15 protein-coding genes are annotated in these 24,116 nt (G+C 69.9%); 12 read left to right on the top strand and 3 right to left on the bottom strand.

Going from position 1 to position 24,116, the window contains the following annotated elements; all coding sequences use genetic code 11:
* Positions 1-112 precede the first annotated feature (112 nt).
* Positions 113-2,671, bottom strand: a complete 2,559-nt coding sequence (locus QHF85_RS09410) for a glycogen/starch/alpha-glucan phosphorylase (RefSeq protein ID WP_281326763.1) — start codon at positions 2,669-2,671, stop codon at positions 113-115.
* A 116-nt stretch (positions 2,672-2,787) separates the two neighbouring features.
* On the opposite strand from QHF85_RS09410, the gene QHF85_RS09405 reads away from it, so the two are divergent.
* The 3 genes from QHF85_RS09405 (at position 2,788) to QHF85_RS09395 (ending at position 5,921) form a co-directional block, all read left to right on the top strand.
* The gene (locus QHF85_RS09405) at positions 2,788-3,522 is read left to right on the top strand and encodes a hypothetical protein (RefSeq protein ID WP_281326762.1); all 735 of its coding nucleotides are present in this window, start codon (positions 2,788-2,790) and stop codon (positions 3,520-3,522) included.
* A gap of 120 nt (positions 3,523-3,642) precedes the next feature.
* On the top strand, positions 3,643-4,698 hold the full coding sequence (locus tag QHF85_RS09400; RefSeq protein ID WP_281326761.1) for a hypothetical protein: 1,056 nt from the start codon (positions 3,643-3,645) through the stop codon (positions 4,696-4,698).
* Positions 4,698-5,921: a hypothetical protein gene (locus tag QHF85_RS09395; protein ID WP_281326760.1), complete on the top strand. Its 1,224-nt coding sequence runs from the start codon at positions 4,698-4,700 to the stop codon at positions 5,919-5,921. Before QHF85_RS09400 ends, QHF85_RS09395 begins: the two co-directional genes overlap by 1 nt.
* Positions 5,922-6,013: 92 nt before the next feature.
* On the opposite strand, the gene QHF85_RS09390 is transcribed toward QHF85_RS09395, so the two are convergent.
* Both QHF85_RS09390 and QHF85_RS09385 read right to left on the bottom strand, forming a co-directional pair.
* Complete coding sequence (locus QHF85_RS09390) at positions 6,014-6,685, bottom strand: OmpH family outer membrane protein (protein ID WP_281326759.1); 672 nt, start codon at positions 6,683-6,685, stop codon at positions 6,014-6,016.
* Between the two features lie 126 nt (positions 6,686-6,811).
* Positions 6,812-10,720 carry a protein kinase gene (locus QHF85_RS09385; RefSeq protein WP_281326758.1) on the bottom strand — a complete coding sequence of 1,303 codons (3,909 nt, stop codon included), beginning with the start codon at positions 10,718-10,720 and terminating at the stop codon, positions 6,812-6,814.
* 150 nt (positions 10,721-10,870) lie between these two features.
* Here QHF85_RS09385 and QHF85_RS09380 point away from each other — a divergent pair, with 150 nt between their 5' ends.
* The 9 genes from QHF85_RS09380 (at position 10,871) to QHF85_RS09340 (ending at position 23,984) form a co-directional block, all read left to right on the top strand.
* The gene (locus QHF85_RS09380; RefSeq protein ID WP_281326757.1) at positions 10,871-12,067 is read left to right on the top strand and encodes a DNA alkylation repair protein; all 1,197 of its coding nucleotides are present in this window, start codon (positions 10,871-10,873) and stop codon (positions 12,065-12,067) included.
* 97 nt (positions 12,068-12,164) lie between these two features.
* Positions 12,165-12,977 carry a hypothetical protein gene (locus tag QHF85_RS09375; protein WP_281326756.1) on the top strand — a complete coding sequence of 271 codons (813 nt, stop codon included), beginning with the start codon at positions 12,165-12,167 and terminating at the stop codon, positions 12,975-12,977.
* 229 nt (positions 12,978-13,206) lie between these two features.
* The gene (locus QHF85_RS09370; protein WP_281326755.1) at positions 13,207-13,725 is read left to right on the top strand and encodes a hypothetical protein; all 519 of its coding nucleotides are present in this window, start codon (positions 13,207-13,209) and stop codon (positions 13,723-13,725) included.
* A gap of 100 nt (positions 13,726-13,825) precedes the next feature.
* Positions 13,826-14,992: a hypothetical protein gene (locus tag QHF85_RS09365; RefSeq protein ID WP_281326754.1), complete on the top strand. Its 1,167-nt coding sequence runs from the start codon at positions 13,826-13,828 to the stop codon at positions 14,990-14,992.
* A 14-nt stretch (positions 14,993-15,006) separates the two neighbouring features.
* Positions 15,007-18,069 carry a tetratricopeptide repeat protein gene (locus QHF85_RS09360; RefSeq protein WP_281326753.1) on the top strand — a complete coding sequence of 1,021 codons (3,063 nt, stop codon included), beginning with the start codon at positions 15,007-15,009 and terminating at the stop codon, positions 18,067-18,069.
* Complete coding sequence (locus QHF85_RS09355) at positions 18,070-18,702, top strand: hypothetical protein (RefSeq protein WP_281326752.1); 633 nt, start codon at positions 18,070-18,072, stop codon at positions 18,700-18,702.
* A gap of 79 nt (positions 18,703-18,781) precedes the next feature.
* Complete coding sequence (locus tag QHF85_RS09350; protein WP_281326751.1) at positions 18,782-19,636, top strand: hypothetical protein; 855 nt, start codon at positions 18,782-18,784, stop codon at positions 19,634-19,636.
* 86 nt (positions 19,637-19,722) lie between these two features.
* Positions 19,723-20,886 carry an efflux RND transporter periplasmic adaptor subunit gene (locus QHF85_RS09345; protein WP_281326750.1) on the top strand — a complete coding sequence of 388 codons (1,164 nt, stop codon included), beginning with the start codon at positions 19,723-19,725 and terminating at the stop codon, positions 20,884-20,886.
* Positions 20,883-23,984: an efflux RND transporter permease subunit gene (locus tag QHF85_RS09340; RefSeq protein ID WP_281326749.1), complete on the top strand. Its 3,102-nt coding sequence runs from the start codon at positions 20,883-20,885 to the stop codon at positions 23,982-23,984. Before QHF85_RS09345 ends, QHF85_RS09340 begins: the two co-directional genes overlap by 4 nt.
* Positions 23,985-24,116 lie beyond the last annotated feature (132 nt).

Here is a 24,116-nt window from a genome sequence, read left to right as displayed (position 1 = left end):
CGTCTGGGGGGGCCGAACAGAATAGCAAGCCAGGGCCCGGCGCGCCGGTGGTCGCGCGCGGAGAATCGTTATGCTCGGGGCGGGGGGCGGGCAGGGAGCGGGCGGAGAGGCCCTACTCGGCGGCGGGCTCGTCGGGGACGAGCCGGATGGGGCAGGGCTCGATCCCCCAGATTTCATTCGCGTATTCGCGCACCGTGCGGTCCGACGAGAAGCCGCCGACCCGAGCGATGTTGAGGGCGGCTTTGCGCGACCAGCCCTCCTCGTCGAGGAACGCCCGCTCGACGTCCTTCTGGGCGTCGGCATACGCGCGGAAATCGCTCATCACGAGGTAACGGTCGCGGCCGAGCAGCTCGTCGACGAGCGGGTGGAAGGCGTCGGGCTCGTCCGGAGAAAAGAAGCCGGAGCGGATGAAGTCGATCGCCTCGCGGAGCTCGGGATCGGCCTCGTAGGCGGCGCGGCCGGGCACGCCGGACGCGAGGCGCGCCTCGACCTCCTCGGCCGTGAGCCCGAAGAGGAAGAAGTTCTCGGCGCCGACAGCCTCGCGGATCTCGATGTTGGCGCCGTCGTAGGTGCCGATCGTGAGCGCGCCGTTCATCGCGAGCTTCATGTTGCCGGTGCCGGAGGCCTCCATGCCGGCGGTCGAGATCTGCTCGGAGAGGTCGGCCGCAGGGATGATCTTTTCGGCGAGCGAGACGCGGTAGTTCGGCAGGAAGGCGACCTTGAGCTCGGGGACGCGGCCGTCGCCGTTCACGACGGAGGCGATGGCGTGGATGAGCTTGATGATGAGCTTGGCCTGTCGATACCCGGGCGCGGCCTTGGCGCCGAAGATGAAGAGGCGCGGGTGCACGCGCTCGCCACGCTTGGCGCGCAGGTAGAGCGTGACGATGTGGAGCGCGTTCAGGAGCTGGCGCTTGTACTCGTGCAGGCGCTTGATCTGGACGTCGAAGATCGCGCGGACGTCGACGTCGAAGCCGAGCTCGCGCTTGACGATGCGGGCGAGCGTCTCCTTGTTCGCGCGCTTGATCGCCCGGAGCTCCGCGAGGAACGACGGATCGTCCACGGAAGGCTCGAGCTCGGCGAGGCGCTCGAGCTCGGTGACGAAGCGCGGGCCGATGCGGGAGGTGATGAGGCGGGAGAGCCCGGGGTTGCAGGCGAAGAGCCAGCGGCGCGGCGTGACGCCGTTCGTCTTGTTGCTGAAGCGCTCGGGCCAGAGGTCGTGGAAGTCGCGGAAGAGCGAGCTGCGCACGAGCTCGCTGTGGAGCTTGGCGACGCCGTTGATCGAGTGCGATCCGACGACCGCGAGGTGCGCCATGCGGACCATGCGCTCGGGGCCCTCCTCGAAGATGCTCATGCGCCGGGCGCGGCCTTGATCGTAGGGGAAGGCGACGGTCACCGCGCGGAGCAGGCGGCGGTTGATCTCCTGGATGATCTCCAGGTGCCGCGGCAAGATGCGCTCGAAGAGCGCGACGGGCCAGCGCTCGAGCGCCTCGGGCAGGAGCGTGTGGTTCGTGTAGCCGAACGCCCGGACGGTCTGCGTCCAGGCCTCGTCCCAGGAGAGGCCGTGCTCGTCGACGAGCACGCGCATGAGCTCGGCGATGGCGATCGCCGGGTGCGTGTCGTTGAGCTGGATCGCGACCTTGTCGCCGAACTTCGCGAAGGTGTCGTGCGTCTTCGTGTACCGCCAGACGATGTCGTGGATCGAGCAGGCGACGAAGAAGTACTCCTGCCGGAGCCGGAGCTCCTTGCCCTTGTCGAAGTTGTCGTTCGGGTAGAGGACCTTGGAGATGACCTCGGAGGCGTTCTTCTGCTCCACGGCCTTCACGTAGTCGCCCTCGTTGAAGAGGCCGAAATCGAAGTCCTCGTGGGCGCGGGCCGCCCAGAGGCGCAGCGTGTTCACCGTGCCCGAGCCGTGTCCCGCGATGGGCGTGTCGTAGGGGACGCCGAGCACGTGATCGGCCGGGTGCCAGAGGACGCGGTAGCCGCCACGGGCATCCTGGACCATCTCGGTGCGGCCGCCGAAGCCGACGGTGACCGCGTACTCGGGCCGCTCGATTTCCCAGGGATTGCCGAATTTCAGCCACTCGTCGGCGCGCTCGACCTGCGCGCCGTCGCGGATCACCTGCTCGAAGATGCCGAACTCGTACCGGATGCCGTAGCCCTGGCCGGGTAGCTCCAGCGTGGCCATCGACTCGAGGATGCACGCGGCGAGACGCCCGAGGCCGCCGTTGCCGAGGCCCGCGTCGTGCTCGAGCTCCATCATCTCGTCGAGGTCGATCCCGAGCTCGCGCAGGACCGCGCGGTACGTGTCTTCGACGCCGAGGGCCTGGAGGTTCGACTGGAGCGCGCGACCGAGGAGGAACTCGGCGGAGAGATAGTAGGCGCGCTTCGCGTCCGTCTCGTAGTAGGTGCGCTGCGTCTGCGACCAGCGCTCCACGAGGCGGTCGCGGACGGCGAGCGAGAGCGCGACGAAGCGGTCGAAGCTCGTCGCGGTCTCGAAGTCACGGGCGCGCGAGAACTGCACGTGGTCGGTGAACGCGCGGCGGAGGGCAGCGGGGTGCATGCCCGTCCGGTCGTCCTCCACGCGGACGCGCGAGGGCACGGGATCTTGGGCGGAGGCGGCGGCGGAGGCGCCGTCCGGCGGCGAGGCAGGGCCCTGGAAGAAGGAGGTCATCGGGTGCGCATCATAAGCGAACCTGCCGTGGCGCGCCGCAGGAGGTTGTCCCTCGGCGCCCGGGCTGTGGTAGACGGACACACGGCCCGCGCTCTCGCGCGGCGAGAGAGGGAACCATGAGCAAAACCCGTGGGGCGAAGGTGGGTGGGGCGCTGCGAGGCGGGGCGATGATCGCGTTGCTCCTCGGTCTCGGGGCAGCTGGCTGCGGTTTTTTGAAGCAGGAAGAACCCGAGAAGAAGGCGTTCGGGGCGGCCTGCGCGAAAGACACGGATTGCGCGTCGCTTCAGTGCGCGGCCACGGGCAGCATCTGCACGAAGAGCTGCACGTATGACAAGGACTGCGGCGACGGGCTCGTTTGTCGCGCCAAGGACACGGGCTCGGGGCTCGAGTGCAGCAAGGCCGCAGGCTCGAAGGTCGGCGCGAGCTGTACGAACGCGAGCGAGTGCGATCACGGCTTCTGCCTGAAGAAGGCCGACGCCCCGAGTGATCCCGGCTTCTGCTCGGCGACGTGCCAGGGCCCCGGCGAGTGCCCCGAGGGCTACAAGCTCTGCGACACGCTCACGGCCAGCGACACGACGAAGATGTGCATCCTCGGCGACGACCGGATCCCGATCGGCGAGCGGCCCAAGTTCACGGCGCCCACGACGACGACCGTGAAGGCGACGACGACGGCCACCGCGACGGCGACGTCGACGGCGACCACGGCCCCGACGACCACGGCGACGGCGAGCGCGACCGCGACGTCGACGGCGAGCGCGGCCCCGACGTCGACGGCGAGCACGGCCCCGTCGGCGACGACGTCCACGGGGCGTCCGCGGATCAAGCTCGACCTCGGCAAGACGAAGAAGTGACGTTTGCCCGGAGGTGCTCCTGCGCCCTCGCAGCGCGGGAGTTCCGGCGCGCGCGGGGGTCGGGTAGAATCGCAGCGCTCGCAGCCTCGAAGGGGTCGCGGGCGTGGGGAGCAGAGGGCGATGAACATGTCTTCTCAGCGAAGGGCGCGTCGCGCGGCGCGCGTGGCGATGATGGCCGGTGCCGCGGCGATCGCGCTCTTCTCGCAGGGTGACGCCTCCGCACAGTCGAAGGAGGAGCTCGACAAGGCGCGCTTGCTCTTTCGCGAGGGCCTCGCGCTCAGCGCGGCGAACAACTGCGCCGGCGCCCTCGTGAAGTTCAAGGCCGTCGCGGCCGTGAAGATGACCCCGCAGGTCGCCTTCAACATCGCCGAGTGCGAGGAGAAGCTCGGCAAGCTGCTCTCGGCGCTCGGCAACTACAGGCTCGCCGCGAGCGCGGCCGCGGGCGACAAGAAGGCCGCGGACGTCGCGGCGGCGGCCACGCCGAAGATCGCCGCCATCGAGGAGCGCGTCCCGAAGCTCACGATCGCGCGCGGCAAAGGCGCGGAGGCGGCCGTCATCGAGCTCGACGGCACCGAGCTCGGCGCGACGCAGGTCGGCGTGGAGATGCCCGTCGATCCGGGCCCGCATTACATCGTGGCGAAGCTCGGCAACCGCGAGGTCTGGAAGGACTCGATCAACGTCCCCGAGCGCGACAAGAAGACCGTCGAGGTCGTGGTCAAGGACGAACCGGTGAAGTCCGACGCCGGCCCGAAGGACGAGCCGCCGCCTCCGCCGCCCCCGCCCCCGCCGCCTCCGCCGAGCGGGCCGAGCATCCCGGGGATCGTGCTCACGGGCATCGGCGTCGCGGGGATCGGCGCCGGGCTCGCGCTCTTCTTTGGGCCGCGACAATCGACGATCGACGAGCTCGAGGGGCTCTGCGGCGGCGACACGTCGTGCCCGCCGTCGGCGAAGGAGACCGCGGATCGAGGGCGGCTGTTCACGGGGATCGCCGAGGGGGCCGTGGGCGTCGGGGCCGCGAGCTTGATCACGGGTGTCATTCTGCTCGCGACGAGTGGTTCGAAAAAGTCGTCCGCGTCGGCGCAATCGGCTTCCGCGGAGTCCGAGCGAGGCGCGCGGTTCATCGGCGCCGCGCCCGGCGCGACGCTCGGTGGCGTGAGCCTCGTGGGGAGGTTCTGATGGAACGTCGAGCACGTTCGTCCTTGCGCGTGGCATCGTGGCTCGTGGTCGCGGGGCTCGGCGTCGTCGCGATGCCGGCCGCGTGCCTCTATCCGGCCTACACGTTCGACGAGCCCGAGCCTTCGGGCGGGCCGGGCGGCGCCGGCGGGCAAGGCGGTCCGGGCGGGCAGGGCGGCCAGGGCGGCGTCGGAGGCCAGGGCGGCCAGGGCGGCGGGGGAGCCCAAGGCGGGCAGGGCGGATCGGCCGGCTCCGAAGATTGCCTCAATGGCATGGACGACGACGGCGATTCGCTCGTCGACTGTGCGGACGACGAGTGCACGCAGGGGCACGTATGCGTCCCGTCCGTGCCTTTCGGCTGGAGCGGCTTCGCAGCTCTCTTCGAGGGTTTGCCCGCGCAGACGCCCGCGTGCCCGAGCACGTTCCCCACGGTCACGCCCTACGAGGGCGAAAACACGCTCACGACGCCGATCCATACCTGCGCTGCTTGCACGTGCGGCGCGCCGACGGGCCAGGCGTGTGATCTGGCGGATGAGATCACCATCCAGAACAAGGCTTGTGGCGTGACGCCGACGGCCACGGGCAAGCTCACGGTCCCCGCTGCGTGGACCGGCGCGTGCCATGGGCCCGACGGCTATGAGGGGGGGAAAACCTGCGACAATGGCCCGTGCAACGTCTCCGTCACGACCCCGAAGCCCACGGTGACGGGGGGGAGCTGCATGCCGAGCGGCGGGGCTCCCGCGCTCACGCCGGTCACATGGGCCATTCACGGGAAAGCCTGCGGCGACGCGCCTCCCGGCGGAGGGTGCGGCATGGGCATGGTATGCCAGCCCAAGACGCTCCCGCCCTTCCTGCCGGGCCTGTGTGTCTACAAGGGCGGCGACAACAGTTGCCCCGCGGGTGAATTCACCGAGAAGCACCTCTTCTTCGAGGAAGCGGCGGATACGCGCGCGTGCAGCCCGTGCACGTGCGGCGCGCCGAGCGGAGCTTCGTGTGATGCGACGATCACGATCTACAGTGATCAGACGCTCAACACGTGCACCACGCAGATCGCGAGCTTCGCCGCGGGGGGCTGCGCCAACGTGGCGGGCAACCCTGCGCTCATCGGTCGCATGGCCACGACCACGCCGCCCACCGGCGGCGCCTGCGCCGTCTCGGGCGGTGGCCAGCCGACGGGCGCGCTCACGCCGACGAACGCCACCACGTTCTGCTGCGTCGCCCCCTGATCGTCGGTTCGAATGCACGAAGCCGGATCCCGCGCTCCTCGCGCTTCGGATCCGGCTTTCGTGTCTCCGGGGTTCGCCTGTCGGCGAGCCGCTTACTTCTTCTTCGGCGCGGGCGCGGGAGCCGCAGCCGGGGGGGCCGCGGGGGCCGCGGGCTTGCCCGGCTGCGTCGTGGGGGCAGGCTTGCCCGGCGCTGCGCCGGCGCCGCCGCTATGCGCGCTGTTGTACATCTGGATCGCGCGATCCGTGATCTCCAGGTCGGCGCGCATGTAGGGGACCGCGGTCTTCTCCAGGATGATCTCGAAGCCGTCCTGGGCCGCGATCCGGCGGACGATGCCGATGATGTCCTGGTAGATCGGCGTCGTCATCTCCGTCTCTTTGCGCTGCATCTCGCGCTGGTATTCCATCGCGATCGCCTGGAGCTCGCCCGCCTGCTTTTGCAGGGTCTCGAAGCGCCGCTGGAGCTGCTCCTGAGGCACCTTCTTGTTTTGCGCGTCCTTCTCCAGCGCTTCCTTCTCGGCCTGGAGCTTCTGCTGCTTGGCGTCGAGCTCGACCTGCCGGCTGTCGAAGAGCTTCTTCAGCGTCGCCTGGACCCGCAAGCCCTGCTCGGTCTCGAGCATCGCGCGACGCACGTCGATGACCGCGATCTTCGACTGCGCTGCGGCCGTCTCCTCCGCCGCGAAGAACCCGCCCACGCCCGCGACGAGCGCGGCCGCGAGCACCGGAGCCCGCAACCCCGCGAGCCAAGACGAACGCCGAGCACTCACGAAACCAGTACGATCTGCACGCATCACCCCGGGGGACTAATCCCGAAGCCGGGGTGATGCAACGTTTTCTTGCGTGCTACCGAACGAACCTTCCGCGTTCGAGCGGAGAAGCGCGTCGCCCGCGGATCAGGTGCCTGCGTGAAAATACCGGCCCAGCCGGTGGTAGGCATACTGCACGATCCGATAAACCTCTTCGTTGCGACGCACGAACGCCTCGCGATGGTGCGGCATCCGGATCGTACGGACGCGCTCCGTGAGGGCGTTGAACGCAGCATCGAGGACGGCGTTCGCCTCGTCGTCTTCGCCCACCGAGAGGAGGGCCTCGACGAGCGTCACGCGGATGCCCTCTTCCCACTCCTCGACGGGCGCCGAGGCGAGGCGCGCGTTCGCGTCCCGAGCGGTCTCGACCGCGGCGTCGACGGCGCGCCGGGCGAGCTGGACGCGGGAGAGCGCGAAGAGCGCGAGGACCTGGAGCGCCGGCTGCGCACGCGTCTCCTCGATCGCCCAGCGGGCCAGGCTCAGCGCGGTGGCGAGGTCGCCCGGGGCGCCGCGCCAGACGAGGAAGATCGTCTCGTAGATGCGCGTGTTCACCCGCAGGCGCGCGGCGTTCGTCTCGTCGGCGATGCGCGCGGCCTGGCGCTGATGATCGATGCCGAGATCGAGGTTGCCGAGGCGCGCGTAGCTCATGCCGAGGTTGTGCAGCGCGAAGGCCTCGAGGATCCGCATGCGGCGGGCGCGGGCGTCGAAGAGCGCGCGCTCGAGCATCGACTGCGCCTCCTCGAACATGCCGAGGTGGTTCAGCGCGGAGCCCACGTTCAGGCGGCCGCGCGTGGCGAAGGCGATGTCGCTGATGCTCTCGGCGACCTCGATCAGCGACGCGCCCGTGGTGACGACCTCGGAGGGGTCGTTCATGTGGGCGATCGCGAAGAGCCGCGCGTCGAGGGCGCGCACGAGCGCGTCGCTCGCCCCGGAGGCGCGGGCCGCTTCGACCGCGTCGTTTGCCACGCGCATCGCCTCGCCGGGCTGCAGGCGATCGACGAGGCCGCGGACGCGCACCGCGAGCAGGCTCGCGCGGATCGGCGGCGAGAGCGTGTTCGCGTAGGGCGGCAAAAGGGCCTTGGCCGCGCGATCGTCTCCCTCGGCGGCGCGGCCCGACTCGATCAACGCGGCCGCGGCGAGCCGCTGCGCCTCGCCCCACATGTCCGAGCCGCCGCGGGCGATCTGCGCGGCTTCCTCGGCCGCGGCGATGCCGTCGAGCAGCCGGCCCATGAAGATCGAGAACTGCGCCCGCGCGACGAGGAGCTGGACGCGCACGTCCCCGGCCGCGCCGCAAGCGAGGCCGCGGTTCGCGAGCTCCAGCGCCGTCTCGAGCTGCGCGCCGTTCGTGTAGGCCTGTTTCGTGGCCCGCGCGTAGAGCCTCGCCGCCCGCTCGTGCGCGCCGCCCGCGTCCGCGTGCCGCGCGATGAGGCCTGCGTCGACGTCGCCCACGGATTCGAGCCAGTTGCCCACGGCGAGGTGCAGCGCGGCGCGATCCTCGTCGAGGATCGCCTCGTACGCGGCGTCGCGTACGAGCGCCTGACGGAAGATCCACTCGTCCTCCCCGGCGATCCGCGACTCCGGCTGCCGGGCCACGATCTCCGCCGCGAAGAGCTCCGACAGCTCGAGGCCCCCGCTCCTGCCGAGGAGCGCGGTCACGCCGCCGGTCCAGAACGACTGGCCGAAGACGGAGGCCGCGCGCAGGACCTCGCGAACCTTGGGGGACATACGATCGAGGCGGAGCTGCACCACGGCCTGCACCGTGAGCGGCAGCTCGTTGCGGCCCTCGGCGGCGCAGCGGACGAGCTCCTCCAGGAACAGGGCGTTGCCGTCGGCGCGCTTGACGAGGTGCGCGCGCGTCGCCGCATCCATGCCCGGCAGGGCCGCGGAGACCAGACGATCGGCGGCGAGCGGGGAGAGCGGCGCGAGCCAAACGCGCGTGATGTTGCGGCGCTCCCAGAGCGTGCGGAGGCGCGTGGCGAGCTCCGTGCGGCCGAACGCGAACACGGCGAAGCGCAGGTCCGCGCAGCCGAGCAGCCAATCGACCATTTCGAGCGTCGTATCGTCGGCCCAGTGCACGTCCTCCAGCACGAGCACCTGCGGCGCGCGATCCGCCTCGGCGCGGACGTACGCTTCGAGCGACATGCGCAGCCGCGCCTGCATGAGCTCGGCGCTCGCGCGCGCGGCCCGCAGCGGCTCGTCGTCCTGATCCGGGAACGTCACGCCGACGAGTTCCCCGAGGAACCCCGCGACGAAGCGTTGTCCCGGCGGCAGGCGTGCGCCGACGTGCCTGCGCACCTTCAGCACCTGATCGGCCGGCGCCTCGCCGTCCTGCAGGCCCATCACGGAGCGGAGCGCGCGGCCGAGCGCGGACAGGCTCGACGCCTGGCTGATCGAGTCGCCGCGGCAGATGAGCAGCTCGGGCCGCACCGGCGCGACTTCGAGGCGCTGCAAGAGCTCGCTCCGCACGCGGCTCTTGCCGATGCCCACGGCGCCGAGGACGAGCGCGCCGCGCGGCGTCGCGTCCTCGAGGAGCTCGCCGTAAATGCCTTGCAGGAGCGCGATCTCCTTCTCGCGACCAACCGTCGGCGTCGGGCGACCGAGCAGCTGGCGCGCGACGAACCCGCTCGTGTCCTCGCGCAGGAGCACACCCCCGCGCGCGTCGGCTTGCAGGAGGAACCGACCTTCGAGCGCGCTCGTGGCGTGCGTGTCGACGCGGACCGTCCCCGGGCTCGCGAGCTCGATCTGGCCCACGGCGCGCTCGAGCGCCTGACCGGCGAGGTTCTGGCGCCCGCGGATCGCGAGTCCGATCGCCACGGCGGCGCGCGCGGTCGGCAGGGCCTGCGTCACCACGAGCGCGGCGCGGGCGGCACGCATCACCTCGTCCCCGCGCGAGTGCTCGACGCCGAGCACGGCCACCATCTGCTGATCGAGCAGCGGCTCGAGGCGCGTGTCGTCGCCGAGCACGGCGCGCAGCTTCTGATCGACGTCCGCGCCGAGGCGCGCGCCGGCGAGGTCGAAGAGCACGGACGCGACCACGCGGCGCTCGGCCGATCCGGGGCGCGAGGCGGGCACGGGCGGCGCGCCGGAGTCCGTGATGGTGATCGGCTTCTGGCCGGGGAGCGCGCGGACCGCCGAGGCGCTGCTGCGATCGGCCGCGGGCGGATCGTTGCTCAGCTGGCCGACGCGCGCGAGGGCGCGGGCGAGCTCGCCGCTGTTCTCGAAGCGATCTTCGCGGCTTCTCGCGACCGAGCGCAGGATCACCTCGGCGAGCGCCTCGGGCACGTCGAAGCGGATGCTCTGCGGGTTCGGCGGATCTTCCAGCACGAGCCGACCGAGCAGCGCGATCACGTGCTCCGTCTCGAACACGTTCCGCCCCGTGACGAGGCGGAACAGCACGGCGCCGAGCGAGTACACGTCGGCGCGCTCGTCGATCGGCTCGCCGCGGGCCTGCTCGGGGGCCATGAAATGCGGCGTCCCGATGATCGTCCCGCGCTCGGTCTGGTACTCGTCGGGCACGGGCGGCTTCACCACGCCGAAATCGATCAGCTTGATGGCCGTGCCCTTGCCGCGGACGAGGAAGATGTTCGAGAGCTTCAGATCGCGATGAACCACGTTCCGCGCGTGGATCGCGGCCATCGCGGCGGCCGACCGCCGGACGACCTCCACCGCGTCGCGCATGCCGAGCGGCGCGCGTCGCTGCCGCTGACCGAGGTCCTCGCCGTCGAGCCATTCCATCGCGAAGAACAGCCGCCCGTCGTTCCAGGTCCCGTGCGTCACGTACTGGACGATGTTCGGGTGGCGCAGGTCCGCGAGAATGGCGATCTCGCGCATGAACCGCACGCGCTCCTGCGGCGTCGCGCTGTCGCGCAGGATCTTGAGCGCGACCTCCTGTCCCGTGAGCTGGTCGGTCGCCTTGTAAATGTCCCCCATGCCGCCGCTGCCTGCGCGACCTTCGATGAGGAACCGGTCCGACGCCTGACTGAACTCCGGGACCACTGCGCGTACAGGCTACGCGAGGTCCCGCGCGCCTGGGTAGATTTCCGCACCCAAAACGGGCGCGCGGCGCCTCGTCGGCCGAGATTTTTTCGTCCAGGGCCGCCCTTGGGCCTTTCCGCCAGGGCCTCCACGTGTCATCGCGGCGCGTCCATGGCCGAGCCCCTCAAAAATTTCTTCGACGAACGCCTCGTGCGCCGGATCGCAGCGTCGATGCAGGCCGCCTGGCCCGATTTTCCCGCGCGCTCGTTCATCGCCGAAGCCAGGGCCGGGCTCGACGACAAGGAGCTCAAGGAGCGCGGGCGTCACATCGCCGCCGCGCTCGGGCGCGCTTTGCCGGCGGACTTCGAACGGGCCGTGGACGTCCTCCTCCGTTCCCTCGACACGCCCGCGTCCCGCGACGAGGGCGCGATGTCGAGCTTCTTCTACCTCCCGCACCTGACCTTCGTGGCCGAGCGCGGCCTCGATCACTTCGAGGCCTCGATGCGGGCCCAGCACGCGCTCACCCAGGTGTTCACGGCCGAGTTCTCGATCCGGCCGTTCCTGCTTCGGGATCCCGCGCGCACGCTCGCGCGGCTCGGGGCCTGGGCGACCGACCCGAGCGCCCACGTCCGCCGCCTCGTCTCCGAGGGCACGCGCCCGCGTTTGCCCTGGGCCGAGCGCTTGCCTGCGTTCATCGAGGACCCCACGCCCGTCCTCGACCTGCTCGAGCGCTTGAAGGACGATCCCGAGGCGTACGTTCGCAACAGCGTGGCGAACAACCTCAACGACATCGCCAAGGATCACCCGGATCGTGTCGTCGCCTTGTGCCGCCGCTGGATGGAGGGCGCGGGGCCGGGCCGCGCGTGGATCGTCCGGCACGCGCTCCGCTGGCTCGTCAAGCGCGGGCATGCGGGGGCGCTCGCGCTCCTCGGCGCCTCGGCTGCGCCTGAGATCGCGATCGAGCGGACGAGCGTCACGCCGCAAAAGGTCCCGCTCGGCGAGGAGGCCCGATTTTCGTGCGAGATCGTCTCGCGCGCGGATGCGCCCCAAACGCTCGTCGTCGACGCGGTCGTTCATTATCCCGGCGCGAATGGAAAACACCGCCCCAAGGTCTTCAAGCTGCGCAAGATCGAGCTTGTGCCGTCGGGGCGGGAGCGGATCGAGGGCCGGGTAAAGCTGGTCGATTTGACGACGCGCCGCCATTACCCTGGCGAGCATCGGATCGAGCTCCGGATCAACGGCGAGGATCATTCCGTCGGCCTGTTCTTGGCTACTGCATCGCGCGGTGGAGGAACGTCGCCATCTGAGCGCGCGAAACCGGAGGGTCGGGGCAATCAAGCTGCTTCGCCGCGTCGCACCCGGACGTGACACCGGCGGCCACGATCGCATTGATGAAGCTTTCGGAGGAGCCTCGGCTTTTTTTTTTTTCGTTCATTCCGTGAGGCATTCATGGCAGGATGCGTCCATGGCCTGGACACGCGTGTCGTCGCTCGTGCGCTCGTTATCGCCGCTCTTCCTCGGGACCGTCGTTTTCGGCTGCTCCGCGGACGCGAACCCCGGGAGCTCGGGCGACGGCGGCGCGGGAGGCTCGGGCGGCGGGAGCAGCAGCAGCGCCGGCGGGGCCGGAGGCGGCAGCGCGAGCAGCAGCAGCAGCGGTGCGGGCGGCGGGAGCAGCAGCAGCAGCGGTTCGGGCGGGGGAGGGGGCTCGGAGCCCGTGACGGTTCCTTATTGCACCGCGGCGTGCCAGAGCAACGCGGATTGCTCGATGGGCGCGGCGGGATCGGCGTTCGACGCCGACAACTATGCGTGTACCGCCGGCACCTGTGAATATGTGGGGTGCCATTCGGACGCCGAGTGCGAGGCCAGTTTCTTGAGTCCGGACTACGTCTGCAAGTCCATCGGGGCAGGCTTCGCGTCCTGCATGATGAAGTGCCAGGGCTCCGCGGATTGCTCGATGGGCGTGGCAGGATCGGCGTTCGACGCCGACAATTACGCATGCACGAACGGAGGCTGCCAGTACGCGGGTTGCCATACGGACGCCGAGTGCGTGGTCACGTTCGGCCAGGGGTACGTCTGCAAGGTGTTCGCGGCCGGGAGCGTCGCCACCTGCGCGCAATCGTGTCAGAGCGCGGCCGATTGCATGGGCGGCGCGGCAGGCGGGGCGTTCGACGCCGACAACTACACCTGCACGAGCGGGGGGTGTGAATACGCCGGCTGCAACTCCGACGCGGAGTGCGCGGTCACGTTCCCGAACGAAACGTACGTTTGTCCAAAATGAAACGGCTCCGGACCCTGGTGCGTCGGGGACGACACAAAACTCGGCCCCCCGCAGCGCGAGGGCAGGTACGTCCGCCGCTGACCGAGCGGAGGGATCTTCTGCGGCTCTGACAAGTGGCGGCCGAGCGCGAAGCACGGTCGCGTCCATGTCCGTGATCCGCGTTTCGGCACGTGCCCGTCGAGGATGTCCCTGTGGCAGTCTCGCAGCGGGGGTGGTATCTTCCACCTCGATGTCGTTCATCCTCAAGTCCACACCACCGCCGGCGCCGCCGAGCAGCGGACGCGCCTCGGTGGCTCCTCCTCCGGGAGGCCTGCCGGCACCGCGCGACACGGGCCGCCTCGCCTCGCTTTCTGGAGGCCAGGGCGTGCTCGAGGGGGGGGTGCTCGACCTGTCGCGCTGGCCGCTCGTCGTCCTGGTGAATCACCCGCGCGCGAACGAGGCGCAAACCGAGCAGTTCGTGAAGAACCTCGCCCACGTCCTGAAGAGTCGGGCGGGGAAGTTCGCGCTCTTGCACGATTATCGCGGGACGAAGGAGCTCTCGCCCAAGCAACGCAAGACGCTGGCGGAGCATCTGGCCCAGCACCTCGACGTCTATCGGCGCTGCGCCGCCTGCGCCTTCGTGGTCGACGCGGCGTTCCCCAAAGGCGCGCTCACCGCGATTTTCTGGATGTCGACGCCGCCCTATCCCTACCGCATGTTCCCCGACGTCGAGTCGGCCGAGCGCTGGGCGCTCGGCAGCCTCGCCTGACGAACCCCGGCGCCTGTTTTCACCGTCAAACGAAGCGGCCCGCGCGTAGATGGCTGCTTTCCCGTTGTCCTCGCGCCGAGGTCGTGCGAGCGTCGCGGCCATGGGCCTACCCTCGCACTGGTGGAAGGAGCGAAAACCTTTCCTCGACGCGCTCTTCGCGCAGACCGCAGGGGACTCCGGGCAGCCTGGCAAAACAGGCTGGGTGTGGCTGAACGAGCACGAGAGCGGCGAGGCGGCCGCGCGCATTCAAAGCGCGGAGGACGAGGACGCGCCGCTCGCGGCGTGGATCCCCCAGGAAGCGCACGAGGATTGCTACGGGATGCTCGAGGGGATCGTCCCGCTCGCGACGCGCGGGGGTGTGCGCGGCGATCGCTGGATGCGGAAGATCCACAATCCGACGTTGTTCGCGGATCCCGCGCGGCCGGATCAGCTCTGGATCGCGCTCCACGAGACCACGCCGCCGCCGCTCTGGATCCCCGCGGGGACGACGGCGGACTCGCTCGCCGCGGCGTTCGCGCCGTACGCCTGGCCCGAGACGGAGGAGGCATTGCCACAGGTGGTCGGTTTGCCCCGGAGCGTCCGGATCTACATGGGCACCGAGACCGGCATGGGCGCCGATTTCGACACCATCGTGCGGTTCTTCCAGAACATGCCCGGCACCGACAGCCTGCCCTGGGGGACGCGGTTTGCCGAGGATCCCTGGCCGGATCATCCGACGGGGATCGCGCTCGTCAGCACCGGCTATCGAATGGGCGAGAACATGGCGCAAGTCGACGGCGCCGTGCCGAGCATCACGATGCGAACGCGCCGCCTCGGCGCCGCGATCACGGTCTCCTCGATGGAGAAATTCTGCGTGGTCGAGGTCCGGTATGCCCCCGTCGCGCACGAGAGCATCCTGCCCCTGCTCACGCAGCTTTTGCCGGACTTGCCCAAGGGATTGCCCTCGGACATGCCCGTCGATGCGCTCGCGGTCCTTTCGCGCTTGCGCGGCTATCAGGCGGACGCGCTCCTTGCATTCGTCCGGGATCCCGAAGAGGCGCCGTCGCTTGGTTATCACGCGATGGCGTGCCTCGCGGTGATGGGCGATGACGGCGCCGCCGTGCGGACCCTGCTCGCCGAGCTCGGCGGCCGCGAGGATCCCGAGCAGCGGCGCCTCGGCTACCACTTCGCCTCCCTTGCGCGGCACAAGCGATTCCTCCACGAAGCGCTGCTTCGCGAGACGGACGAAAGCAACGTGCAGGTCTTGAAGAACGCCCTCCGCCCCTGAGCTCCGAGGAAACCATGAGCGAACACGTCGTGTATTTTCTCCGCGAGGACGTCACGCTGCGCTCGATCTTCGAGGGCGTGGCCCGCGAGGGGTTTCGGGTCGTGCGACGCGCGCCGCGCCGGACCGACGCGCCGCCCTTCTGGAGCGTCGACATGGGCGAAGGGCGGCACATGTTGCTCATCGATTCTCCTCTGTTCGGCGTCCGCTTCATCGAATGGAAGAGCGGCAAACCGATGCCCGCGTGGCTCGAGGCGTCGGTCGTGCGTCGCACGATGGATGAGCTCGCGGCCCGGGCGGAGGAGGCGAAGGCGCCCGAGGAGAAAATCGCGACGCTTTGCGAGGCCGTCGCGGCGCTCTCGCCGACGCTGCCCGACAGGATCCGCGGCGTGCTCGCCGCGAGGCTGCGGGACGAGGCGGAGGCCGTCCGCTGGATGGCGCACAAGGCCGTCGTGGCGCTCTCGGACGCGTCGCTGGAGCAGACGCTCGGCGAGATGCTCGCGGGCGGGCCGGTGCCCGAGGACATGGAGCCGTGGGCGCGTGAGCTCCACGAGCTCGCCGCCAGGGCCGTGCGCGGCGATTACGTCGACGATCTCGATACGAAGAACGAGGATTACCTGCGCGACGCGCTCCGGCGGGATCTGACGGAGAAGAAATGGCGCCGCGTGGAGGTCGCCGCGGCGCGGCTCCTGTGGAAGGAGCTGCCGCTCTACGAGCTCGAAGCGGCGGCCGCGTGGGCGCAGGCGATGGCGGCGACGGGGCGCGCCTGGAAGGCGTATTTCGCGGCGGTGCTCGTCGCGGAGATCGAGCGCTCGCAAGGGCAGGAGGGCCTCGCGGCCGTGGTGCGGGCCGAGATCGAGCCGACGCTGGCCACGCGCGAGGATCTGCCGACCCGGGAGGACCTGCACCCGATCCTCTGGATCGTGCGGGATCGATTGAACGAAAAATACACGGAGGCGTGTGATCGCGCGATCGACGCGATGGACGCGCACGTGAAAAATCTCGCGGCCGAGCGTCTCCTCTTTCGGACGATATCGCTGCGCAATGGCCCCGAGGGGCGGCCGCTCGCGAAAAAGCTCCGGGAGCTCTTGCCGGGCGCGATCACGCCGCTCGCGCTCCTCGCGTATCTGCATGACTCGGACGACACGGGGGACGAGGCGCTCGCGGACGCCGAGGCGCTCGCCGCGGCCATGGCCCAGCGCGAGCTCGCGGCGGAAGGAAAGGCCGATTCGCCTGCGCCCGAGATCGCCTCGTTCGACGCGTGGGCCGAGGGGATCCTCGCGTACCAGGCGCGGCGGCCGAAGGATCTCATTCGCGAGCACATCCGAATCTTGCAGAAGCGCGGGGATAACGAAGGCGCCCTGCGCGCCGCCGAGCGCGCGATCTCGGCAAAGGATTCGGCCCTCGCCTGGATGGACAAGGGTTTCATCCTCACGACGATGAAGCGCCACGCGGATGCGATCGCGGCGTACACCGAGGCGATCGCGCGTGTCGACAAGGACGGCCAGGTGCTGCTCGGCGGCAGCTACGACGTCCTCTGGTTCAACCGGGCCTGTGAGCGCGCGATCTCGGGGGATCGCGAGGCCGCGCTGCGTGATCTCGCCATCGCCGTCGAGAAGGACAAGAAATGGATCGACAAGGCGCGGGCCGACGATTATTTCGATTCGATCCGCGACGATCCGCGCTTCGAGGGGATCCTCGCGGGGACGTACGAGTTCCCGCCGGAGAGCGCGCCGTTTGATTGGAAGACGCTCGCCGACCGCACGAAGGGGCTCTCGTTCCTCGGGCGGTACGACGATGCGATCGTGGCCGGGCGCGAGGCCCTGCGCAAGGCGGAGAAGGCGCTCCCGCCCGAGGATTCGGGCATCGCGACGTGCCTCGAAAACCTCGGGTTCGCCGCGACCTGGGGCGGCGATCCGAAAGAGGGCGTCACGGCGCTCCGCCGCGCCGTCGCCATTCGTGAGCGAATCGACGCCGCGTCGCGCGAGGCTGGGGAAGCGTATCACCACCTCGGCAGCGCCCTCGGGATGACCGGGGACGCCGAGGGGGCCGAGCTTCATTATGGCAAGGCGCTCGCGCTCCGCGAGAAGCACGACGGCGTCGAGAGCGCGATGGCCGCGAAGAGCTGGGGCGACATGGCCGGGGTCTCGCTCGGGACGGGCCGGAGGGACGAGGGCATCGAGCGGATGCGCCGGGCGCGATCCATCCTCGAAAAGGTGATCGCGGGCTTCCTGGCCGAAGGGCGCGCGGCGGACGACGACTCGCTCGTCGAAGCGCGCGCGGATCTGCTCACGGTATGCGGGAACCTGCTCCTCACGCACGCGAGGGGCGGCGAGCACGAACCTGCGCTCGAGGCGGCGCGGGCCGCCGTCGCCGAGGCCGCTCATTTCGGCACGCGTATCAATCCGAATCTGCGCAGCTCCCTCGCGCAGACCTTGCAAGCGCTCGCGGAGCAGGGCGTACATGGGGCGCTCGACATCCTCGCGGACCTGGCCGCCGCGGTCCTGCCGAAGGAGCCGCCGGAGGTGCTCGCGTCGCGCGTCCGCTGGTCGCGCATTCGTGCCGGCCTGCAAGCGCTGCGCGAGGCCGGATTCGGCGACGACGTGATCCTCGCGCGCCTCAAGGACGCGCTGCGGGGCGACCCGCCTCCGCCGGCGGTGTCACGCGTCGCGGGCGCGACCGAGGCGCTCTCCGGGTTCGTCCAGGAAATCTCCACGACGCAGGGCACCAGCATCGTGGTCACGCTCATGGCGCTGCAAACGGCCGAGGCCGGCGGCCGCACGCTCGACGAGACGCTCAACGATCTCCAGGAGCTCGCCGTCGCCGCCGTGGGCGCATCCATCGAAAGCAAAGAGCCGGCGAACGAGCAAAGCAAGGTTTCGCAGGCGAAGAGCGACGAGCCTCCGCCCTGGGAGCGCGACCCGTTCGGCAATCCGTACCTCGACAGCGAGATGAACCGGCGTCTCGGTTACGGCGACGAGGACGACGATTCCGAGGACGACGACGATTCCGAGGACGAGGACGACGACGAGAGCGATGCGGACGGGTACGACGACGAGGGCGACGACGAGGACGATTGAATGAGCGAGGGCCCGGGGAGCGACATCCGCGCGACGCGCCGGCCGTACCTGGCCACGGCCTTCGTGCTGATCATGGGCAGCCGCATCGTCGGGGCGGCCCTGTCGCCGGTGCTCTTCGCGCACGCGCCCCTCGCGCTCGTCGCGCTCTCGCCGGTCCCCGCCCACCTCGTCCTCGTCGCGGGGGTGTCCTCGCCCGTCGCTTACTGGGCCGTCGCATGGCCCCTCTGCGCCGGACAATGCCTGCTCGCATATTTGTTCGGCCGCTCCGAGGGGCCCCGCGCCCTGCGCTGGCTCGTCGCGCGCGGCGTCGCCTCCGAGGCGCGCGTCGAGCGCCTCGTGAAGCCTGTGCGGACGAGCGCGCCCCTGCTCGTGATCGCGATCCCCGGACCCATCGTCAGCACCCTCGCCGGCGCGTTCGCCGCCCCGGCGCGCCTGCTCGTGCCCGCGATCGTCCTCTCGCAGACCCTGTGGATCGGCCTCTGCCGTTTCTTCGGCGAGGCGCTCCTCGTCTGGATCGCGGCGCTGCGAGCGGAGGTCATGCACCGCGCCTTGCCCTTGACCCTCGTCACCGCGGCGATCGCAGCGGGGCTCCATTTCCGCAAGAAATGGACGAAACGCGCGGAGGGGCCGTGAGTTTGGCTTGACGGCGCCGCCCTCTTCGCCCGACGCTACCATCCGCCGCGCCATCTCGCGCGTCTCGAGCGAACCATCGATGGGACGAACCATTCGCGGACAAAAGGGTTTTTCTTACACGTACGCCGAGGGCGAGCAGCCCGTGAACCTGCTCTCCCTCGCGGCCGTCTCCGGGGCGGGGACGTCGCTGGTCGTGCCCGAGATGGTGGGGCGCGTCTCCGGCAGCGACGTGCCCATCTCGTGGAGCTGCCTCGCGCTCGGGCGCGCGCTCGTCGAGCGTGGGAAGGCGAGCCGGCAAGGCGAGCTCGGGGCGCTTTTGCGCAAGCTCGACGGCGACTGGATCCGCGTCGACGATCCGCGCCACGTGCCGCTCGAATTCGTCCAGGATGCCATGGCGGAGAACGTGGTCGCTATCGCCTTGCGCATCGACGCGGAGGCCAAGGGGCCGCTCCTCTCACTCGCGCTCGCGGGCACGTGCGGCTACCACCTGCCGCGGGCCGACTGGCACAGGATGCTCGGGTTCGTCAATGAGTCGCTGCCGCACGCAAAGCGGCTCGACATGGGCATGCTCCGGGAGACGGCGGGAAAGGGCCCGGAGGCGCTCGCGGCGCAAGGCTCGTCGCTCCACGGCGAGATCGAGGGTCTCCCGTTCGTCGGCCTCTCGATCCTTTGCCACGCGGTGGGGCACGATCTCGAGGGTCTGCTCGTGCATGAGGACGAACCCGAGGTTCATGCCGAAGGTTTTTGGGATCTCGCGCTCGCCTGGCACGACTGGCTCGGGGAGCCGGCGGGAAGTGCGGAGCCCAGCGTCCTCTTCGCCCGCGCGCTCGTCGCCCATTTCGCGGGCCGCAAAATCGAGGCACGCCGCCTTTTCCTGGCCTGCGCGGATGCAGGAGAGAGGCGCGCGACGAGGTATCTCGCGCTTCTTCGGTGAACCGGCGCGCTCGGTCGACGAAATCGTCTCGCTCGCCCGGCCGCGCATCCTGAACGTCCCGCGCGGCATCGGACTCCGTGCGAGCCGTGATCTCCCTCCATCCGATTGACGCTGCGCGAAGGAGAGCGCTCCTGCTCGTCCTCGCGCTCGCCCTCCTCGCGCCTGCCTGCTCGCGCGAGCGGAAGGGTCCTGCCGAGCCGCCACGCGCGCCGGTGCGCGTCGCGTTTTCGGAGGTGGCGACCGTGCCGATCGAGCTCTCCGCCATTGGCACGGTCGAGCCGTCCGCGCGGGTCTCGCTGCGGCCGCGGGTGACCGGGCTCGTCACGGCCGTGAAGTTTCAGGAGGGCGCGGACGTGGCCGAGGGGGACGTATTGTTCGTCCTCGACAAACGACCGTTCGAGGTCGCCTTGCGCGAGGCGGAGTCGAACCTGGAGCGGAGCCGGACGCAGGCGGCGAATGCGGAGGCGGAGGCCACGCGATACGAGGAGCTCGCCAAAGCGGGCGTGGCGAGCCGGCAGGACGCCGAGCTCCGGCGCGCCGAGGCGCGGGCCGCGGCGGCGGCGGTCGACGCGTTCCGCGCGGCCACGGTCGCGCGGCGGCTCGATCTCGAATACACGACCATTCGCGCGCCGATGACCGGGCGGACGGGGAGCATCCTCGTGCGCGAGGGCAACCTCGTGCGGGCGAACGAATCGGTGCTCGTCGAGATCGTCCGGCTCGCGCCGGCGTTCGTCTCGTTCGCCATTCCCGAGGCGAGCGTGCCGGCCTTGCAGCAGGCCATGGCGAATTCGTCCGGGCCGCTGCCCGTCTCCGCGGCGGCGGCGCCGTCGGGCGACGCGGGGGCCACAGGCAATGGCGAGCACGGGACGCTCTCGTTCATCGACAGCACCATCGATCGCGCGACCGGGACCTTGCGCCTGCGGGCGACCTTCGACAACACGTCGCGATCGCTCTGGCCGGGGCAATTCGTGCAGGCCACGGTGCGCCTCGGCGTGCAGGAGGGCGCGGTGGTGATCCCGGCGGAGGCCTTGCAAACGGGGCCGTCGGGCACATTCGTCTTCGTGATCGGCGGGGACGACGCCGCGCAGATGAGGCCCGTGCAGCCGGGTGAGCGCGTGACCGGCGGGCGGATCATCGTGCAATCGGGGCTCGCGGCGGGCGAGCGCGTGGTGACGGACGGGCAATTGCGGGTGCAGCCGGGCGCGAAGGTGACCATCGTGAGCGAGGGCCCGGGGCAGGAGGCGCGATGAACGTCTCCCGGCCCTTCGTCCTGCGGCCCGTGATGACCACGCTCTCGATGCTGGCCATCGTGATCTTCGGCATTGCGGGGTTTCGCGCGCTCCCGGTGAGCGATCTGCCGACGATCGATTTTCCGACCATCCAGGTGAGCGCGTCGCTGCCGGGCGCGAGCCCGGAGACGATGGCCGCGGCCGTGGCGACGCCGCTCGAACGGCAGTTCTCGACCATCGCGGGCATCGACTCGATGACCTCGACGTCGGGCCTCGGCAGCACGCAGATCGTGCTCCAGTTCGACCTCTCGCGCGACATCGACGCGGCGGCGCTCGACGTGCAATCGATGATCGCCCGCGCGGCGCGGGATCTGCCGCCGAACATGCCCGCGCCGCCGAGCTTTCAAAAGGTGAACCCGGCGGAGCAGCCCATCATGTACCTCGCGCTGCACGCCGAGACGCGCAGCACGTCGGAGGTCTCCGAGTATGCCGAGACCACGATCGCGCAGCGCATCTCGATGATCCGCGGCGTCGCGCAGGTCCTCGTCTTCGGCTCGCAAAAATACGCCGTGCGCATCCGTCTCGATCCGCAGGCGCTCGCCTCCCGCGAGATTGGCATCGACGAGGTCGCCGCCGCCGTCGCCCGGGAGAACGTCAATTTGCCGACCGGCGTGCTCGAAGGGCCCGCGCGCACGTACGTCGTGCAGGCGAGCGGCGAGCTCTACCGGGCGAGCGCGTTCCGGCCGATCATCGTCGCTTATCGCGACGGCGCGCCCGTCCGGCTGGAGGAGCTCGGCACGGTCACGGACAGCGTGGAGAACGATCGGATCGAGGCCCATTACAACGGCAAGCGGGCGATCGTCCTCGCGATCCAGCGGCAGCCGGGGACGAACACGGTCGCCGTGGTCGACGCCGTGCGCGCGCTCTTGCCCGCGCTGCGCGCCGAGATCCCCGCCTCGATCGAGATCGAGATGCTCTACGACCGGTCGATCTCGATCCGCGAATCGGTGACCGACGTGGAGCACACGCTGCTCATCACGATCGGGCTCGTCGTGCTGGTGATCAACTTCTTCTTGCGGGATCTGCGCTCCACGATCGTCGCGAGCGTGGCCTTGCCCGTCTCGCTCATCGGCACGTTCGCGGGGATGTGGGCGCTCGACTACAGCCTCGACAACCTCTCGCTGCTCGCGCTCACGCTCTGCGTGGGGTTCGTCGTGGACGACGCGATCGTCGTGCTGGAGAACATCTTCCGGCACCTCGAAATGGGAAAACCTCCGCTGAAAGCCGCGCTCGACGGATCGGGGGAGATCGGCTTCACGGTCGTATCGATGACGACGTCGCTCGTCGCGGTGTTCGTCCCTGTGCTCTTTCTCGGAGGGATCGTGGGGCGGCTGCTCCGCGAGTTCGCCGTGACCATGAGCATCGCGATCCTCGTCTCGGGCGTGGTCTCGCTCTTCCTCACGCCCATGCTGGCGAGCCGATTCTTGCGGCTGAAGAACGTGCACGAAAAGGAAACGAAGCACGAGCCGCACGGCGAGCCGGCGGGGCGCATGGATCGCGTTTATGCGAGGAGCCTCGGTTTCGTGCTGCGGCACCGGTTCGCCACGCTGATGGCCTTGTTCGTGCTGCTCGGGGGGACGATCGTGCTCGCGGTGGTCGTGCCGAAGGGCCTCTTTCCGAGCGAGGACACGGGGCAGATCTTCGCGCTGACGCGCGCGGCGCAGGGGACGTCGTTCGAGGCAATGCGCGGGTATACGGCGGCGGCGGCGGACATCGTGCGCGCGCACCCGGCCGTGGCGTCGGTGATGTCGAGCCACGGCGCCGGAGTGACGAGCGGATCGGGCAACACGGGTCGCCTCTTCATTCGATTGAAGGATCGGGACGAGCGCGGCGGCAAGAAGCCCGAGCAGATCATCGCCGAGCTGCGGCCCAAGCTCGCGAGGATCCCGGGGCTCGAGGTGTACCTGCAGAACCCGCCCTCCATTCGTCTCGGCGGCCAGGTCACGCGGGCGTTCTATCAATTCACGTTGACAGGCGCGAACGTGGACGAGCTCTACGACGCGGCGACGGAGCTCGAACAGGCGATGCGCGCTCTCCCGGGGCTCATCGACGTGACGAGTGATCTCGAACGAAGGACGCCCGAGGCCACGCTCGTCATCGATCGCGACCGCGCGGCGACGCTCGGCGTGTCGGCGCAGAGCATCGAGGAGGCGCTGTTCTCCGCGTACGCAGGCAGGCAAATCTCGACGATTTACGCGCCGACGAACCAGTACCGGGTGATCCTGGAGCTCGATCGGCGCTTCACGCAGGATCCGAGCGCGCTCGGGCTCCTGTACGTGCGGTCGGCGAGCGGCGAGCTCGTGCCGCTCTCGGCAGTCTCGCGGACGGAGGAGGGCGCAGGTCCGCTCAGCATCACGCACCTCGGGCAATTGCCCTCCGTGACCATTTCCTTCAACCTGGCCCCAGGCGCGCCGCTCGGGGAGGCAGTGGCGCGCGTGTCGGCGCTCGCCAAGGAGCGATTGCCAGACACCATCGGGACGCAGTTCCTCGGCAGCGCCCAGGTGTTCCGGGAGTCGGTCGGAAACCTCGGCGTGCTGCTCGTGCTCGCCATTCTGGTCATCTACGTGGTACTCGGGATCCTCTACGAGAGCTTCGTCCACCCGATCACGATCCTCTCGGGTTTGCCCTCCGCGGGGTTCGGCGCGCTGCTCGCGCTGCTCGTCCTCGGGCAGGAGCTCAACGTGTATTCGTTCGTCGGAATCCTCCTGCTCGTGGGGATCGTCAAGAAAAACGCCATCATGATGATCGATTTCGCGCTGGAGGCGGAGCGGCGGGAAGGAAAGCCCGCGACGGAGGCGATCGTGCTCGGGGCGCGCATTCGTTTCCGGCCAATCATGATGACCACGATGGCAGCGCTCGCAGGCAGCCTGCCCATCGCACTCGGGTTCGGCGCAGGCGGCGAATCGCGGCGGCCACTCGGCATCGCAGTCGTCGGCGGGCTCCTGGTATCGCAACTCCTCACGCTCTTCATCACGCCGGTGATTTACACGTACCTCGACGCGGCCGAGAAACGGGCGCGCGATGCGCTCGCGGCGCGGCGGGCGCGGCGGCTCGCGTGAAGGCGCTGCGCTGGGGCTTTGCCCCAGGCCCCACCGGGGCTATCCGCCCCGGGACCCGGACCAGCGCCCGCGCTGGACTGGGGGTCGATGAACTGCGCGAAGCGCAGTTCATCGAACAGCCGGGGGCAAGAC

Origin of the sequence: Polyangium sp. 6x1 (assembly GCF_029946515.1) — a bacterium.
Lineage (GTDB): Bacteria > Myxococcota_A > Polyangia > Polyangiales > Polyangiaceae > Polyangium.
Note: the sequence above shows the minus strand (reverse complement) of the source record. Positions and strands in the feature narration are given on the sequence as shown.